Consider the following 13,699-nt stretch of genomic DNA (forward strand, 5'->3'; position numbering starts at 1 on the left):
TCCTGGGGGCCGGGCGATATTACCTGCTGGAGTGAAGGGGGTGCGGAATGTGGGCCTATAAGGTTCCTGGGTCGTTTCCTCGGGTTGGTCTTGGCGGTGGGAGGTGTGGCTTTCGCCCAACAGGCGGACGTGGCCAAGCTGCTTCCTCAGCTCAAGCTCCCGGCCGGCTTCAAGATCAGCGTCTTTGCCAAGGTGCCGAACGCCCGTTCCATGGCGGTGAGCAGCCCCTTGGGCGTGGTCTTCGTGGGCACACGTTACGACACGGTCTATGCGGTGGTGGACCGGGACAAGGACGGGGTGGCGGACGAGGTGATCCGGTTTGCCACCGGACTCAAGCTCGTACCTTGCAAACCACGGAAAAAGGGGGCCCCGGGGAAACGATGGGGCGAAAAAGGTCAAAGGGAGAAAGCGCCAGATCCTAACGGACACGGGGGGTCGCCTCCTGAAGGTCTTTGTCCACCCGGCCAATGAGCATGACAAGTGGGGTGGGCGGGCCTTGCTGGCGGGGATGGACCTCTCCTTGTGGCCACGGGTGCGGAAGCTTTTCGTGGACTGGGGGTACCGGGGCCTCAAGGAGACGGCTTCTTCCCTGGGTTTGGAGCTGGAGGTGGTGGCCCGTCCCTACGCGGGGGTGCGGGGGGTTTGGGTGCCGGAGGGGGCGGAGGTGCCGGAGATTCCGCGGGAGCGTGGGTTCAAGCCTTTACCTAAGAGGTGGGTAGTGGAAAGGACCTTTGCCTGGCTGGGGCGGAACCGCCGTCTTGCCAAGGACTATGAGGAGAACCCTCGGGTAAGCGAGGCCTGGGTCTATCTGGACATGCTACGATTGTTGGTGAAGCGGCTGGCCAGGGCCGCGTAACTGCCTGTGCAGGACTTTTGCGACAGCCTCTGAGTTCGTGAGCCTTTACCTGGGGCTCGGGGACGGAGCCTCCCTCGAGGAGCGCGTCAAGCGCCGCTTCCCCGGGGTTTCCGTGGGCTTTGCCCCTGCGGGCTCCCTCCCCCTGGCCGAGGTCCTGGCCACGGCCGACCGGGCCATGTACCAAAGGAAGCGCTTTTCCTAGCTGGGGTACCCGCTCCCGGGTGGCCGCCACCCGCCCCACCTCACCGCCGCCTGGCCTCCCAAAAGGCAGGCAGGAGGGAAACGAGAACCACCAGGCCTACCACCAGGAGGAGGTAGCGGTCCAGGCCCGGCAGGGCCCGCCCCAGGAAGTAGCCCAAGAGGGTCACCCCCTGGGTCCAGAGCAGGGTGCCCAGGAGGGAGAGGGAAAGGAAGCGGGGGTAGGGGTAGGCGAAGGCCCCCGCCACGAAAGGCATGCCCGTGCGCACCACGGGGATCAGGGGGGCCAAGAGGAGGGCCAGCGCCCCCCGGCGCCTGAGGAAGGCCTCCGTTTTCTCCCAGTGGTCGGGCCGCATCCTGGCCTTGAGCCCTTTCCCCAGCCGCCGTCCCCAGAAGTAGCCCAGCTGGTGGCCCAGGAAAGAGCCCAGGAAAAGGAGGAGAAGGCTTGGGCCCAGGGCCAGGTGCCCCGCGGCGGCGAAGAGGCCCACCGTGACGAGAAAGCTATCCCCGGGCAGGAAGAAGCCGAACAGGAGTCCCGTCTCCGCTAGGGGAAGGGCGAAGAGGCCGGGGTAGGAGAGGGTTTCTAGAAGCGACTTGGCGTCCAGCGCCACACCCATAGCCTCCAGGCTACCCCAAGGGCCCAGCCCCCGAGGACGTCCGAGGGGTAATGGACCTGGAGGTAGAGGCGGGAGAGAGCCAAAGGGGTAGGGCAGAAGGGAGCGGTTGGCCTAAGGTCCGGGCAGGCCGCAGCATAGGGGGAAGCCTAGCCGCTTTCCCTGAGGCCCAGGTGAATCTCCTCCGGCGGAACCAGGAGGAGGGTGTGAGGGAGGTGGCCCGCCGCCTCCTCCGCCAGGGGGCCCAAGGGGAGGACCACCATGCCCGGGGCCAGGCGGCGCGCGTAGGCCTCGAGGGCGGCCAGGCGCTCCCTGGGCTCCAAGGGACCCAGGACCTTGACCTTGGCCCGGTGGGCGTGGGCGAGGCGTAAAAGCTCCTCCGGGGCCTTCTCCGTGAGGAGGTAGAGGGTCTCCCCCAGGCGCTCCGCCACCCGCGTGGCCCGCAGGAACACCCTCTCCGAGTCGCCGTAGACCAGCACGGGGCCCAGGGACTCGGGGCGCTCGGCGGCCAGGCCACTCACCTCGGTCAGGGCCAGCTCCCGCAAGGCCTTGAGGTTCTCCAGGGTGAAGAACCCCTTCAGGGCCTCCGCCACCTTCTCCTGGGGGTAGACCTTGCCCTCGGCGAGGCGGGCCCTCAAGGCCTCGGGGGGGAGGTCCACGAGCACCACCTCGTCCGCCTCCACCACCACCCAGTCGGGGACCGTCTCCCGGACCCGGATGCCGGTGATCCGCTCCACCAGGGAGGCCACCGTCTCCAGGTGCTGCACGTTCAGCGTGGTGTGGACGTGGATGCCCGCCCGGGTGAGGGCCAGGACGTCCTGGTAGCGCTTCTCGTGAAGGGGGCCGGGGGGGTTGGTGTGGGCCAGCTCGTCCACTAAGGCCACCTGGGGGCGGCGCCGGAGGAGGGCCTCCAGGTCCAGCTCCATAAAGGTGACCCCCTTGTAGACCACGGGCTTGCGGGGGAGGACCTCCAGGCCCTCGAGGAGGGCTGCGGTCTCGCGCCGCCCGTGGGTTTCCACCAGCCCCACCACCACGTCCACCCCCTTGGCCTTAAGCTCGTGGGCCTCCTGGAGCATGGCGTAGGTCTTCCCCACCCCCGGGGCCATGCCCAAAAACACCTTGAGGCGGCCCGGTCCCTTGCCCTCCCGGGGGGCGCTTTGCAGGGAGCGCCGGCGTCTAGGGGAGGTTTCGGGCACCAGGTGGACCTCCACCCCTTGCCGCTCCAGGCGGCGGAGCAGGGCCTTGAGCTGGGCGGGAGGGGGCCAAGGGCGGCTCCCCCCGTGCCCGGTCACCAGGGACTGGGCCCGCACCGCCCGTAGGGCCTCCAGGGTTACGGGGATGAGGGGTCCCGAGCGCACGAGGAAGGCCCCCCCCCGTTCGGCCACGTAGGCTTCCATGCGGGCCCGCTTGTCCTCTCCGAGGGGCGGTGCGGCCCCGAGGAGGGGCTTAGGCCTCGGATGGAGGACGTAGAACTCCCCCCCGAGGCGCCGCACCCTAAGGGCGGCGTAGTCCACCAGGCGGCGGAACCAGTAGAAGTCCTCGGGCACCAGGACCAGGATGCGCTCAAAGGTGGGCTCCAGGGAGCGGGCCACCCGCCTCAGGGCCATCTCCCGGAGGGCCCGGAGGGTGGCCAGGGAAAGGAGGGGGCTATGGACGCCCCGGTAGGCGGGCAGGCGACGGAGCCTTTCCAGAAGGTCCTCCGGCGGGAGGTCCACCACCACCACCTCGTCCGCCCGCTCCAGAAGGCTGTCGGGCACCCGCTCCTCCACGGGGTGGTGGAGGTAGGCCTCGGCGGCCCCGGCCAGGGACTCCAGGTGGTAGGCGTTCAGGGTGGCGATGACGCTGATGCCCGCTTCCAAAAGCCGCTCCACCTCCTCCCACCGCCTGGGGTAGCCCGGGGGGTTACGGCGGGCCAGCTCGTCCACGAGGAGGGTGCTGGGCCTCTGGGCCAGGATGGCCTCCAGGTCCATGACCTCGTAGGGGCCTTCCCGCCTGGGGGGGATGAAGGGGAGGCCCTCGGCCAGAGCCCCGAGGAGGGGGCGGTCCTTGGGCTCAAGCCAGCCGATGGCCACGTCCACCCCGCGGCGCTTGAGCTCCCGAAGCTCCAGAAGCGCTCGGTGGGTCTTCCCCACCCCCACGGCGTAGCCCAGGTAGATCTTGAGCCTCCCCGGGCCGAGGAGGAGGCGGAGGGTGTCCAGGCTCAAGGCCCCTCCTTCTGCAGGCGGTCCAGGTCCAGGTTCAGGAGGACCACATTGACCCGGGGCTCCCCCAGAAGGCCAAACTGCCTCCCCTCCAGGTGGCGCCGGACGAGGTCCAGCACCTTCTCCTCGGGAAGCCCCCGGGCCCGGGCCACCCGGCGGGCCTGGAGGCGGGCGTTCTCCGGGGAGATGTAGGGCTCGAGGCCCGAGGCCGAGGCGGTCACCGCGTCCATGGGCACGGGGAAGCCCTCCGGCAGGCCGTTCTCCTCCCGGTAGGCGCGGGCCCGGGCCTCCACCTGCCGGAGAAACTTCGGGTTTCCGGGGGCCAGGTTGGAGGCCCCGGAGGCCATGGGGTTGTAGGGGAAGTCCCCGGTGGCGGAGGGCCGCGGGTGGAAGTAGCGGGGAGAGCGGAAGTCCTGGCCGAGGAGGGCGCTGCCCACCACCTTATCCCCCTGGCGGAGGAGGCTTCCTTCCGCCTGGCGAGGGAAGAGGAGGTGGGCGAGCCCCCAAAGGGCCGCGGGGTAGGCGAGGCCCAGGACCAGGGTCAGCGCCAGGAAGAGCCTGAGGGCTACCATGTTCACCTCCAAAGAAGGCCCAGGAGCAGGTCCAGGAGCTTGATGCCCAGGAAGGGGACGAGGAGCCCCCCGAGCCCGTAGACCAGGAGGTTGTAGCGGAAGAGCTCCCGGGCGGGCCTCGGGCGGTAGGCCACGCCCTTCAGGGCCAAGGGCACCAGGGCGGGGATGACCAGGGCGTTGAAGATGACCGCGGAAAGGATGGCGCTTTCCGGGGTCCTGAGCCCCATGAGGTTGAGGCGGCCGAGCTCGGGATAGAAGGGGCTTAGGGCCGCGGGCAGGATGGCGAAGTACTTGGCCAAGTCGTTGGCGATGGAGAAGGTGGTGAGGGCCCCCCGGGTGATGAGGAGCTGCTTCCCCACCTCCACCACCTCCAGGAGCTTGGTGGGGTTGGAGTCCAGGTCAATCATGTTGGCCGCCTCCCGCGCCGCCTGGGTGCCCGCGTTCATGGCCAGGCCCACGTCCGCCTGGGCCAGGGCGGGGGCGTCGTTGGTGCCGTCCCCGGCCATGGCCACCATGTGCCCCTCGGCCTGCAGCCTCTGGATGAGGCGGAGCTTGGCCTCGGGCGTGGCCTGGGCCAGGAAGTCGTCCACACCCGCCTCCTCGGCGATGGCCTTGGCGGTGAGGGGGTTGTCTCCCGTGACCATGATGGTGCGGATGCCCATACGCCGCAAGGCAGCGAACCGCTCCCGGATCCCCCCCTTCAGCACGTCCTTCAGGTGGATGGCCCCGAGGATCCGCCCGTTTTCCGCCACCAAAAGGGGGGTGCCCCCGGAGCGGGCGATGGCCTCCACGGTCCGGGCCAGGGGCTCGGGTACGGGACCGGCGATCCGGGCGATGGCCTCCACTGCTCCCTTGCGCAGGGAGAGGCCCGGGAGGTCCACCCCCGAGACCCGGGTCTCGGCGGAGAAGGGAACCACCTGGGCCCCCTCGGGCAGGGGCTCCCGCAGGCCGAAGCGGGTCTTGGCCAGGACCACCACGCTCCGCCCCTCCGGGGTCTCGTCCGCCAGGGAGGCGAGGTAAGCCGCCCGGGCGAGCCGGCTCTCCTCTACCCCGGGGGCGGGGATGAAGGCCACCGCCTGGCGGTTGCCCAGGGTGATGGTGCCGGTCTTGTCCAGGAGGAGGACATCCACGTCCCCCGCCGCCTCCACCGCCCGACCGGAGAGGGCCACCACGTTGCGCCGAAGGAGGCGGTCCATCCCGGCGATCCCGATGGCGGGCAGGAGGCCGCCGATGGTGGTGGGGGCCAGGCAGACGAAGAGGGCCACCAGCACCGCAAGCTCCGGGTGCCCCCCGGCGTAGCGGGTGAAGAAGGGCAAGGTTAAGACCACGGCCAGGAAGATGAGAGTGAAGGCGGCGAGGAGGAGGCTTAAGGCCACCTCGTTGGGGGTCTTGCGCCGCTTGGCCCCCTCCACCAGGGCGATCATCCGGTCCAGGAAGCTCTCCCCGGGCCGCGCCGTGACCCGCACCACCAGCCAGTCGGAGAGGACCCGGGTGCCGGCGGTGACCCCACTGCGGTCCCCTCCCGCTTCCCGGATCACGGGGGCGCTCTCCCCGGTGACGGCGCTCTCGTCCACGGAGGCGATGCCCAAGACCGCCTCCCCGTCCGCGGGGATGTAGTCCCCCGCCTGCACCAAGACCAGGTCGCCGGGGTTCAGGGCGCTCGCGGGCACAGCCTCAAAGGGGGCCTCAGGGTCTGGGGCCTTGAGCCTCTTGGCCACGAGCTCCTGGCGGATACGCCTTAGGGTCTGGGCCTGGGCCTTGCCCCGGCCCTCGGCCAGGGCCTCCGCCAGGGCGGCGAAGAGGAGGGTGAGCCAGAGCCAGAGGTCCACCCAAAGGGTGAAGGCCCGGGGCCGGAGGAGGGTCTCGAGGAGGAGAAGGGCGGCCCCCACCTCCACGGCGAGCATCACCGGGTTGCGGAGGAGGTAGCGGGGGGAGAGCTTGGCCAGGGCCGAGAGGAGGAGGGCCCCGGGGGCGAGGTGCGGCACGCGGCGCACCCTCACCACCCCCCGTAGAGCTGCAGGTGGTCGGCCACGGGCCCTAAGGCGAGGGCGGGGAAGAAGTTGAGCGCCCCCAGGAGGAGGACCACCAGGAAGAGCCAGAGGCCGAAGAGGAGGCCGTGGGTAGGCAGGGTGCCGGGACCTGCGGCCACCTTCTTTCCCTCGGCCAGGGCCTCGGCCAGGACCAGGACCGGCACGATCACCCAAAAGCGGCCCAGCCACATGACAAGCCCCCCCAGGTAGGCGTAGGCCGGGCTTGGGGCAAGCCCGGCGAAGGCGCTCCCGTTGTTGTTGGCCATGGAGGTGAAGGCGTAGAGGATCTCGCTGAAGCCGTGGGGCCCGGGGTTGCCCACCTGGGAGGCCCCGTAGGCCGCCCCCCAGGCGGTGAAGCCCAGGACGAGGAGGGGGGTGACGAGGAGGCCGAAGGCGGCGAGCTTGGTCTCCCGCGGGCCCACCTTCTTCCCCAGGTACTCGGGCGTCCGCCCCACCATGAGCCCGGCGATGAAGACCGCCACCAGGGCGTGGAGGAGGAGGCCGTAAAGCCCGGAGCCCACCCCCCCCGGGCTCACCTCCCCGAGCATCATGAGGAAGAGGGCGATGCCCCCGCCCAGGGGGCTCAGGCTGTCGTGGGCGGCGTTCACCGCCCCCGTGGAAGTGCCCGTGGTGCCCGCCACGAAGATGGCGGTGCGGGCGAGGCCGAAGCGGACCTCCTTCCCCTCCAGCTGCCCTAGGCTCTGGTCCACCCCGGCGAGGTGGGGGTTGGGGCGGGCCTCGAGGGCGTAGATCCCCAAGGTGGCCGGCACCCAGAAGGCCAGGGCCACCCCGAGGAGGGTGAGGCCCTGGCGCATGTCCCCCACCGCCCGGCCGAAGGCGAAGAGGAGGGCGGTGGGGATCAGGGTCTCGGCCAGGAGGACGAGGAGGTCGGCGAGGGGGGTGGGCCCCTCAAAGGGGTGGGCGGTGTTGGCCCCGAAGTAGCCGCCCCCGTTGGTGCCCAGGTGCTTGATGGCCACCTGGGAGGCCACGGGGCCCAGGGGAATCGTGACCTCCCGCCTGGGCAGGGTGGGGTCCAGGAGCTCCGCCTGCACGGGCGGGCGGAAGCTCTGGGGCACCCCCTGGGCCACCAGGAGGAGGCCAAGGAGGAGGGCCAGGGGCAGGAGGAGGTAGAGGGTGGTCCGGGTGAGGTCGGCGTAGGCGTTCCCCAAGTGGCGGGTGCCGCTCCGGACCAGGCCCCGCATGAGGGCGAAGGCCACGGCGATCCCCGTGGCGGCGGAGAGGAAGTTCTGCACGGCAAGCCCGAGCATCTGGGCCAGGTAGCCCAGGGTGTTCTCCCCGCTGTAGAACTGCCAGTTGGTGTTGGTCACGAAGCTCATGGCGGTGTTGAAGGCGAGGTCAGGGGGCATCCCGGGAAGGCCCAGGGGATTCAGGGGCAAGGCCTTCTGCCCGCGGAGGAGGAGGTAGAGGGAGAGGAGGCCGAGGGCGTTAAAGAGGAGGAGGGCCTTCCCGTAGGCCCGGGCGTCCATCTCCTCCCTGGGGTCCACCCCGCTCAAGCGGTAAAGGAGCCCCTCCAGGGGGGCGAGAAGGGGGGTGAGGAAGGTCCTCTCCCCCGCCCAGATCCGGTGGAGGTAGAGGCCGAGGGGATAGGCGAGGGCGAGGAGCAGAACGAAGTAGAGGCCGATCTGCAGAACGCCTTCGGGGGTCATGAGAACTCCTCCGGGAAGAAGAGGGCCACGAGCAGGTAGACCGCCAGGGCGAGACCGAGGACCAGGGCGAGAAGCTCCATCACCGCACCCGCTCCAGAAGCTCCAGAAGGCCCCAGCTCAAAAAGAGGGCCAAGGCCATGAGGAAAAGGGCCAGAAGATCACCCATGCCGCTCCACCTCCACCGGTATTCTGGGGCCGGCCCCCCGAGGGCGCCATCCCCCGGATGGGCGGTACCCCCGCCATCTGGCGGGGCCCGGGAACGGGGAGGTATACTCTCCGGGGTGTTGCGGGAAGGACAAGGCCGGGTGCGCCTCCTGACCCTGGGCGTCCTCCTCCTCGCCTTCCTCCTGGACGTGGCCACACCGCAGGCCCTGGTGGCGGCCATCCTCTTCGGGGTCCCCATCGCCCTTTCCGGTATGGCCTTTTCCCCCAGGTTCACCTGGGGCACGGTGGCCCTGGCCCTTCTCGGGAACCTGACCGCGGGGGTCCTCAACGCCAAGGCCGAGGGGGGGCTGAGCGTCTTGGCCGTGGCCAACCGCCTCCTCGCCGGCCTCTCTATGGCCCTGGTGGGCTACCTGACCCTGGCCCTTCTCCGCCGGGCCGAGGCCCAGGGGCGGGTGGAGCTGGCCCTGAGGCGGGCGGAGGCCCTGGCCCGGGTCTACCGCGCCCTGGACCTGGACCTGGACCCCGAGGAGCCCGAGGCGACGCTCCTAAAGGCCACGGAGAGGCTTGCCCGCCTCTTCGGGGCGGAGGCGGCGGGCCTCTGGAAGAAGGCCCCCGGGGGACCCGCTCTGGTGGGGGCCGTGGGGCCCCCTCCCCTCGGGGTTCCCGGACGGGTGGTGCGGGCCTGGGAGCGGGAGGCTCCCGGGCCCGTGGAGGAGGGGGTCTTCGCCTTCCCCTTGGGGCGCTACCTGGTGCTCCTCGAGGGGGTCGGGCCGGAGGGGGAGGCGCGCCTCAAGGAGCTGGCCTTGGAGATCCAGGGGCGCCTTCAGGCCTTTTGGGAAAAGGCCCAGCACGTGAGCGCCCTGAAGGAACTGGCCTACTCCCTTTCCCACGACCTAAGGACCCCCCTCACCGCCAACCTGCTCAACCTGCGCCTGGCCCTCCAGGGGGCCTACGGGCCCCTGGACGAGGCCTTTAGGCAAGCCCTGGCCAACGGCGTGGCCGCCAACGAGGCGCTTTTGCGCCTGGCGGACAACCTCCTGGAGCTGGCCCGCTTTGCCCTCTCGGGACGGGAGCCGGAGGCGGTGCCCCTCAAGGCCCTGGCCGAGGAGGTGGCCGGGGCCCTGGGCCCCCTGTTCGCCGCCCGGGGCCTGGAGTGCAGGGTAGAGGGGGAGGAGGCCTGGGTTCTGGGCCAAAGGGATGCCCTGGCCCGGGCGGTGCAGCACCTTCTGGAAAACGCCCTGGAGCATGCCCCCCCGGGCTCCCGGGTCAGCGTGCGCCTCGAGGCCTGGGACGGGGTGGTGCGCCTAGGCGTGGAGGACGAGGGGCCGGGGGTGCCCGAGGCCCTCCTCCCCCACCTCTTCCGCCGCCCCGTGCGGGAAGGCCGTGGGGGGCTCGGCCTGTACCTGACCCGGCGGATCCTCGAGGCCCACGGGGGCCGGGTGGGGTACGAGCGCCGGGAGGGCCGCACGGTCTTTTACCTGGAGCTGGAGGAGGTGCGCCATGCCAGTCCGCGTGTACCTGGTTGAGGACCACCCCTTTACCCGGGACGGCCTGCGGGCCGCCCTAAGGGCGGAGCCGGACCTGGAGGTGGTGGGGGAGGCGGGAAGCGCCGAAGCCGCGCTGGAGGAGGTTCCGCGCCTCCGGCCCGACGTGGTGGTCATGGACCTCGGGCTTCCGGGCCTGGACGGGGTGGAGGCCACCCGCCGCCTCAAGGCCCTCCTCCCCGGGGTCCGGGTGGTGGTCCTCACCGTCCACCGCCAGGAGGGGGTGGTGCGGGCGGCCCTGGCCTCGGGGGCCGAGGCCTACTGCCTGAAGACCGGGGATCCCCAGGGCTTCCTCCTGGCCGTGCGGGCCGCCGCCCTGGGCTCCGCCTACCTGGACCCTCCGGTGGCCCGGCTCATCCTCGGGGAGATCACCCCTCCGGAGGCCGCCCTCCTCAGCGAGCGGGAGCGGGAGGTCCTTAGGCTCATCGCCCGCGGGCTTTCCAACAAGGAGATTGCCAAGGCCTTGGGGATCAGCCCCAGCACGGTCAAGGGCCACGTGGAAAGCCTTCTGGAGAAGCTGGGGGCCAGCGACCGGACCGAGGCCGCGGTCAAGGCCCTGAGGAACCGCCTCATCTAGGGCTTCAGCCTCCGTTCAGGTTGCCCGGGCAACCTCAGGGCATGATTGACAGCCCGGCCCAACTCATCGCCATCCTGGTGGTGGCCCTCCTCCTCTTCGGCCCCCGGAAGCTCCCCGAGCTCGCCCGGGGCCTCGGCCAGTCCGTGCGGGAGTTCAAGCGGAGCATGGAGGGGGTGGTGGAGGAGGTCAAGGAGGAGGCCAAGCCCCAAGAGTCCCCCAAGCCCCCGGAGGCTAAGGCGGAAGAGCCCAAGAAGGGCTAGGTCCTAGACCAGGGGGAGAGGGGCTGGGCCCGGGCCCAGGATGGAGGCGGGCTCGAGCCCCAAAAAGCGGAGCGCAGCCCCGTAGACGGCGCGGAAGTCCAGCTGGAAGCGGAGGTCCCCCTCGTCCAGGTCCTCGAGGTTGGGCTCGGGGCCCAAGACCCCGCCCCGCACCGGCCCCAGGGCAAACATGAGCCCCCCCTTGCCGTGGTCGGTGCCGTAGGAGGCGTTCTCCTGAGCCCGCCGCCCGAACTCGGAGAAGCCCAGGACCAGCACCTCCCCCTCCCTTCCCAGGAGGCGCATCTCCTGGTGGAAGGCGGCAAGCCCCTGGGCCAGGAGGCCGAGGAGCTCCTCGTGCCGCTTGGGCTGGTCGGCGTGGGTGTCAAAGCTCCCTAAGGAGACGTAGAAGACCCGGGTGGGCAGCTCGGCAGCGATCATGCGGGCGATGTCGGCCAGGGCCCGGCCGAAGGGGTGGTTGGGGTAGTCCACCCGGTTCTTCACCCCCGGGCCCGCCCCACCTGGGACAGGGTGGCCTTGAGCCTTAGAAAGGCCTGGCGCACCGCCTCCGCCTCCCCCTGCCTGGGGCGGAGGAGGGCCTCCTCCCAGCGGGTGCGCAAGGGAGGAGGGAGCCTTAGCTCAAAGCCCTCCAGGCTCTCCACGCTGGGGGCCAGGGCTTGGCTCCCGGTGAGGGCCAAGGGGGTGCTGGCCCCCAGGTTGGTCTCGCACAGAGGGTCCGCCCCCTGGTCTAAAAGCCGCCCGAGCCATCCCGAGGCTGCCTTCCGCTCGGGGTCCGCGGTGTGCCAGACCGCCATAGAGACGAAGTGGCTCCGGCTGGGGTTGGGGTAGCCCACCTGGGGGAGGAGGGCCAAGGCTCCCGCCTCGTAAAGGGGCATGAGGGGCCGGAGGGCGGGGTGCAGGCCCAGGCGCCCGTTCAGGTCCAGCACCTCCCGGGCAGGCACTGCGAGCCTCGGCCTCAGGCGGTAGTAGAGCTCCTGCCGGTAGGGCACCAGGGTGTTGAGCTGGTCGTTCCCCCCGGAAAGCTGGACCGCCACCAGGATCTTCTCCCCGGCCCCCGCCGCCAGGGCGGTGCGCCAGAAAAGGGTCGGGGCCTGGACTCTCCGGGAGGAGGCCCCCGTGGTCCTCGCCGCCCACCTGGACACGGTGGCGGGACGCGTCCCCAAGGGGGTGCGGGTGGTGGACGGCGTGGCCCAGGGGGTAGAGGGAGCCCTCGGGGCGGACGACAAGGCGGGGGTGGCCCTGGTCCTCGCCTTGGCCCAGGACCCGCCCCCCGGGGTGGGGTTCGCCCTCTTCCTCGGGGAAGAGGTGGGGTGCGTGGGCTCAGAGGAGGCCCTGGAGGCGGGGCTCTTCCGAGGGGCCAGGGCCGTGGTGAGCCTGGACCGGCGGGGGAAGGAGGAGGTGATCCGGGCCCAGCTCGGGCAGGAGACCGCCTCCATCGAGGCCGCCTCCTGGCTCGCCCGGCGCCTCGGCCTCGGGCACCGGGTGAGCGACCGGGGAGTCTGGACGGACTCCGCCGTGTTCGCCGGGGTGGTCCCCGAGTGCCTGAACCTCGCCGTGGGGTACGAGGGAGCTCACACGGACCAGGACGCCCAGGACCTCCTCTACCTGGACCGGCTGGGGGAGGCCCTGAGGCGGGTGCCGTGGGAAAACCTCCCGGTCAGGCGGAGGCCCCGGGAGGTGTGGCGGACGGGGCTCTCATGGGGTTGGAGGGAGCGGGACCGGGTGGAGGAGGTCCTCTGGAGGCTCAAGCAAACGGGCCTCGTGGAGGTGGCCCTGGTCTACCTTCTGGAGAACTACCCAGATCTCGTGGACGAGCTAGAGGACCTCCTCCTACCTTGGTGAGGGATGAGGCTTCGCCCCGAGAAAGCCGAGCTTTTCGCACGCTTCCTCCAGGCCTGCTGCCGACCGGGGGCGGTCCTCGAGGTGTACGAGGGGAAGACCTACCTGGTGGCATGGGTGGCGGGCAGAGAGGAGGACTGGAAGCTCTGGATCTACCGGGACGGCAGGGGGTGGAAGGAGGCGAGGTTGCTCCACATCAACTTCCTCGGGGGGAGGACCTGGTGGAACATTCCCCCTGAGCCCGGGGAGGCCGAGCCGCCCCCCTGGTTCTACCTGGAAGGGGAGGCCGCCCCCGGGGAAAGGGCGGCCTTCGGCTCGCCGAGCCCCGAGGCGTGGAGAAGCTTCCTGGAAGCCCTCCGGCCCACCCTGAGAGCCCTCATGCGGGAGGCGAGGCCCGAGGTCCAGGGGGACACCCTGCTCCTCTGCTTCCCCGAGCACAAAGCCTTCCACTTCAGGAAGGCCCGGGAGCAGGAAAAACTCCTCCTTCCCCTCGCCCGGGCGCACTTCGGAGTGGAAAAGGTAGAGACCGCCCTGGAAAGGAGGAGGGATGCTGGCCTCCTGTATCCCCGGATGGACGGCGACGGAAGTGGTGGTCTTCGCCGGTAGCCTCTCGGCCAACCTGGTCCTGCTCTGGGCCTTCTCCAGGGGGAGGCCCCCTCTCCCAGAAGGCTCCTGGGAGGCCTCCTCGCCCTCGGGGGGCTCTTCCTCATGGCCTTCACCCTCCCCTGCAAGACCCGAGGGGACTTCGTGTCCTTCCTGCCCGAAGAAGAGGCCAGGCTCCTCCTGGCCGTGGGGTGGGCGGGGTTCCTCCTCGGCCTTTTGCTCTTCCTCGGAAGGAGGAAGAAGTGAGGAAGCCCCCCACGCCGAAGCAGTTGCGGTACATCCGGTGGCTGGGGAAGAGGCTCGGGATGACGGAAGGGGAGCTCCTCGACTACGCCAATCGCTTTCTGAGCGAGGAGACCGGAAGAAGGGTAAAGGCAGAGGACTTTTCTGACCTGGCCCGAGAGGAAGCGGCGGCCCTCATCGGCCACCTCCTGGGCCTGGAGAGCTACTTGGAAAACGACAGGGGTTAGAAGGGGCCTAGAGGGCTTTGGGGATGGGGGGAGGGTGTAGAAGTCCTGGGCGTTCTTACCCAGGAACCGCCGCCTTTCCCCCTCTTCC

The 13,699-nt window shown here is 70.5% G+C and carries 18 protein-coding genes; 9 read left to right on the forward strand and 9 right to left on the reverse strand.

The window, feature by feature from the left end:
- Positions 1-319: 319 nt before the first annotated feature.
- Positions 320-856, forward strand: a complete 537-nt coding sequence (locus L0D17_RS13805; protein WP_126190819.1) for a transposase — start codon at positions 320-322, stop codon at positions 854-856.
- A 37-nt stretch (positions 857-893) separates the two neighbouring features.
- The gene (locus tag L0D17_RS09475; RefSeq protein ID WP_156101158.1) at positions 894-1,058 is read left to right on the forward strand and encodes a hypothetical protein; all 165 of its coding nucleotides are present in this window, start codon (positions 894-896) and stop codon (positions 1,056-1,058) included.
- Between the two features lie 40 nt (positions 1,059-1,098).
- Here the strand turns inward: L0D17_RS09475 and L0D17_RS09480 are convergent, their stop codons facing one another.
- The 7 genes from L0D17_RS09480 to kdpF all read right to left on the reverse strand — a co-directional run bounded on the left by L0D17_RS09480 (position 1,099) and on the right by kdpF (position 8,218).
- Entirely contained in the window at positions 1,099-1,671 is a 573-nt protein-coding gene (locus L0D17_RS09480) for a DedA family protein (RefSeq protein WP_243094918.1), read from the reverse strand.
- Positions 1,638-1,754 carry a phosphatase PAP2 family protein gene (locus tag L0D17_RS09485; RefSeq protein ID WP_243094919.1) on the reverse strand — a complete coding sequence of 39 codons (117 nt, stop codon included), beginning with the start codon at positions 1,752-1,754 and terminating at the stop codon, positions 1,638-1,640. The genes L0D17_RS09480 and L0D17_RS09485 overlap by 34 nt, the downstream gene beginning before the upstream one ends.
- A 63-nt stretch (positions 1,755-1,817) precedes the next feature.
- Positions 1,818-3,872 (reverse strand): histidine kinase, encoded by a 2,055-nt coding sequence (locus L0D17_RS09490; protein WP_243094920.1) that lies wholly within the window; start codon positions 3,870-3,872, stop codon positions 1,818-1,820.
- Entirely contained in the window at positions 3,869-4,441 is a 573-nt protein-coding gene (kdpC, locus tag L0D17_RS09495) for a potassium-transporting ATPase subunit KdpC (protein WP_243094921.1), read from the reverse strand. Before kdpC ends, L0D17_RS09490 begins: the two co-directional genes overlap by 4 nt.
- 2 nt (positions 4,442-4,443) lie before the next feature.
- A complete protein-coding gene (kdpB, locus tag L0D17_RS09500; protein WP_243094922.1) occupies positions 4,444-6,441 on the reverse strand; it encodes a potassium-transporting ATPase subunit KdpB in 1,998 nt (665 codons plus the stop codon).
- Positions 6,438-8,138: a potassium-transporting ATPase subunit KdpA gene (gene kdpA / locus L0D17_RS09505; protein ID WP_243094923.1), complete on the reverse strand. Its 1,701-nt coding sequence runs from the start codon at positions 8,136-8,138 to the stop codon at positions 6,438-6,440. Before kdpA ends, kdpB begins: the two co-directional genes overlap by 4 nt.
- Positions 8,135-8,218, reverse strand: coding sequence for a K(+)-transporting ATPase subunit F (kdpF, locus tag L0D17_RS13950; RefSeq protein WP_081892795.1), 84 nt, complete (start codon positions 8,216-8,218; stop codon positions 8,135-8,137). The genes kdpA and kdpF overlap by 4 nt, the downstream gene beginning before the upstream one ends.
- A gap of 201 nt (positions 8,219-8,419) precedes the next feature.
- Here kdpF and L0D17_RS09510 point away from each other — a divergent pair, with 201 nt between their 5' ends.
- The 3 genes from L0D17_RS09510 to L0D17_RS09520 are packed head-to-tail and all read left to right on the forward strand — an operon-like array spanning position 8,420 to position 10,684.
- Entirely contained in the window at positions 8,420-9,829 is a 1,410-nt protein-coding gene (locus tag L0D17_RS09510) for a sensor histidine kinase (protein ID WP_243094924.1), read from the forward strand.
- Positions 9,804-10,424: a response regulator gene (locus L0D17_RS09515; protein WP_038072137.1), complete on the forward strand. Its 621-nt coding sequence runs from the start codon at positions 9,804-9,806 to the stop codon at positions 10,422-10,424. The genes L0D17_RS09510 and L0D17_RS09515 overlap by 26 nt, the downstream gene beginning before the upstream one ends.
- 41 nt (positions 10,425-10,465) lie before the next feature.
- Positions 10,466-10,684 carry a Sec-independent protein translocase subunit TatA/TatB gene (locus L0D17_RS09520; protein WP_038072134.1) on the forward strand — a complete coding sequence of 73 codons (219 nt, stop codon included), beginning with the start codon at positions 10,466-10,468 and terminating at the stop codon, positions 10,682-10,684.
- A gap of 3 nt (positions 10,685-10,687) precedes the next feature.
- On the opposite strand, the gene L0D17_RS09525 is transcribed toward L0D17_RS09520, so the two are convergent.
- The gene (locus L0D17_RS09525) at positions 10,688-11,182 is read right to left on the reverse strand and encodes a DUF1501 domain-containing protein (protein ID WP_243094925.1); all 495 of its coding nucleotides are present in this window, start codon (positions 11,180-11,182) and stop codon (positions 10,688-10,690) included.
- Positions 11,179-11,841 carry a DUF1501 domain-containing protein gene (locus L0D17_RS09530; protein ID WP_051909170.1) on the reverse strand — a complete coding sequence of 221 codons (663 nt, stop codon included), beginning with the start codon at positions 11,839-11,841 and terminating at the stop codon, positions 11,179-11,181. Before L0D17_RS09530 ends, L0D17_RS09525 begins: the two co-directional genes overlap by 4 nt.
- Here L0D17_RS09530 and L0D17_RS09535 point away from each other — a divergent pair.
- The 4 genes from L0D17_RS09535 (at position 11,816) to L0D17_RS09550 (ending at position 13,611) form a co-directional block, all read left to right on the forward strand.
- Entirely contained in the window at positions 11,816-12,541 is a 726-nt protein-coding gene (locus L0D17_RS09535; protein ID WP_243094926.1) for a M28 family peptidase, read from the forward strand. The genes L0D17_RS09530 and L0D17_RS09535 overlap by 26 nt on opposite strands.
- A 3-nt stretch (positions 12,542-12,544) precedes the next feature.
- Positions 12,545-13,144 (forward strand): hypothetical protein, encoded by a 600-nt coding sequence (locus tag L0D17_RS09540; protein ID WP_243094927.1) that lies wholly within the window; start codon positions 12,545-12,547, stop codon positions 13,142-13,144.
- A 102-nt stretch (positions 13,145-13,246) separates the two neighbouring features.
- Positions 13,247-13,387, forward strand: coding sequence for a hypothetical protein (locus L0D17_RS09545; RefSeq protein WP_243094928.1), 141 nt, complete (start codon positions 13,247-13,249; stop codon positions 13,385-13,387).
- The gene (locus L0D17_RS09550) at positions 13,384-13,611 is read left to right on the forward strand and encodes a hypothetical protein (protein ID WP_243094929.1); all 228 of its coding nucleotides are present in this window, start codon (positions 13,384-13,386) and stop codon (positions 13,609-13,611) included. The genes L0D17_RS09545 and L0D17_RS09550 overlap by 4 nt, the downstream gene beginning before the upstream one ends.
- The last annotated feature ends 88 nt before the right edge of the window (positions 13,612-13,699 follow it).

The organism is Thermus thalpophilus, from assembly GCF_022760915.1.
GTDB classification, from domain to species: Bacteria; Deinococcota; Deinococci; order Deinococcales; family Thermaceae; genus Thermus; species Thermus thalpophilus.

Bases quoted from the DNA above. Each gene is read 5' to 3' on its own strand.
- L0D17_RS09545 (WP_243094928.1), top strand. From the start codon at position 13,247: ATGGCCTTCACCCTCCCCTGCAAGACCCGAGGGGACTTCGTGTCCTTC.
- L0D17_RS09540 (WP_243094927.1), top strand. From the start codon at position 12,545: ATGAGGCTTCGCCCCGAGAAAGCCGAGCTTTTCGCACGCTTCCTCCAG.
- L0D17_RS09480 (WP_243094918.1), bottom strand. From the start codon at position 1,671: ATGGGTGTGGCGCTGGACGCCAAGTCGCTTCTAGAAACCCTCTCCTAC.
- L0D17_RS09515 (WP_038072137.1), top strand. From the start codon at position 9,804: ATGCCAGTCCGCGTGTACCTGGTTGAGGACCACCCCTTTACCCGGGAC.
- kdpA (WP_243094923.1), bottom strand. From the start codon at position 8,138: ATGACCCCCGAAGGCGTTCTGCAGATCGGCCTCTACTTCGTTCTGCTC.
- kdpC (WP_243094921.1), bottom strand. From the start codon at position 4,441: ATGGTAGCCCTCAGGCTCTTCCTGGCGCTGACCCTGGTCCTGGGCCTC.
- L0D17_RS09520 (WP_038072134.1), top strand. From the start codon at position 10,466: ATGATTGACAGCCCGGCCCAACTCATCGCCATCCTGGTGGTGGCCCTC.
- kdpF (WP_081892795.1), bottom strand. From the start codon at position 8,218: ATGGAGCTTCTCGCCCTGGTCCTCGGTCTCGCCCTGGCGGTCTACCTG.